Here is an 804-nt window from a genome sequence, read left to right as displayed (position 1 = left end):
GAGAAATTCAGAGTAGTATGGATATTAACCAGGGACCATTGGTCAAATTGGGATTGTTCAAAACACGAAACGGCGACCATCTCCTTATCGCCATTCATCATTTGGTCGTTGACGGTGTATCATGGAGGATTTTGTTGGAGGATATAGCTGTCGCTTATGGACAAGCCTCCAGTGGCCAGCCTATTGTCCTGCCGCTTAAGACGGATTCTTTCAAACGATGGTCGGAACGGCTAGTGGATTTTGCAAACGATCCGGATATGGAAGAGGACTGGCGTTATTGGATGGAAATTACAACGAAGCCTGCTGCAAGGTACCCGGTAGACTGGCAAGGCGGCGAGTGTTACTTGGAAGATATGCGTCATTGGGGAACCGCTTTGTCCGAAATGCGGACGGAACAACTGCTGCGTCGGGTCAACCATGCTTACAATACGGAGATCAATGATATTTTGCTGGCCGCATTATCGCTTGCCATTCAGGAATGGAGCGGCATGGAGGAGATATGGGTCCAAATGGAGGGTCATGGCAGGGAAGAACTGTTTGAGGATATCAATCTGACGAGAACGGTCGGCTGGTTTACGGCATGTTATCCCGTGAAGCTGGTTGTCGAGCGGGATAAAGACCTCCGTTATCAAATCAAGCATATTAAAGAATGCTTGAACCGGATCCCGCACCGCGGTATCGGATATGGATTGACAAGTTCGCATGAAAGTGCGGGAGAACGGGCTACTGAGGGGCCTGAGCTGAGCTTTAACTATTTAGGGCAATTTGATGGCGGAAGCAACGAAACGGCCTTCGAAATGTCTG

General features: G+C 49.1%; 1 protein-coding gene. It reads left to right on the top strand.

What is annotated here, in order from left to right; translation table 11 throughout:
• Positions 1 to 17 precede the first annotated feature (17 nt).
• The coding region (locus tag K0T92_RS24580; RefSeq protein WP_246628418.1) for a condensation domain-containing protein at positions 18 to 804 on the top strand (787 nt) is incomplete at its 3' end.

It is taken from the genome of Paenibacillus oenotherae, assembly GCF_019443105.1.
In the GTDB taxonomy this organism is placed as follows: domain Bacteria; phylum Bacillota; class Bacilli; order Paenibacillales; family Paenibacillaceae; genus Paenibacillus_Z; species Paenibacillus_Z oenotherae.
Note: the sequence above shows the minus strand (reverse complement) of the source record. Positions and strands in the feature narration are given on the sequence as shown.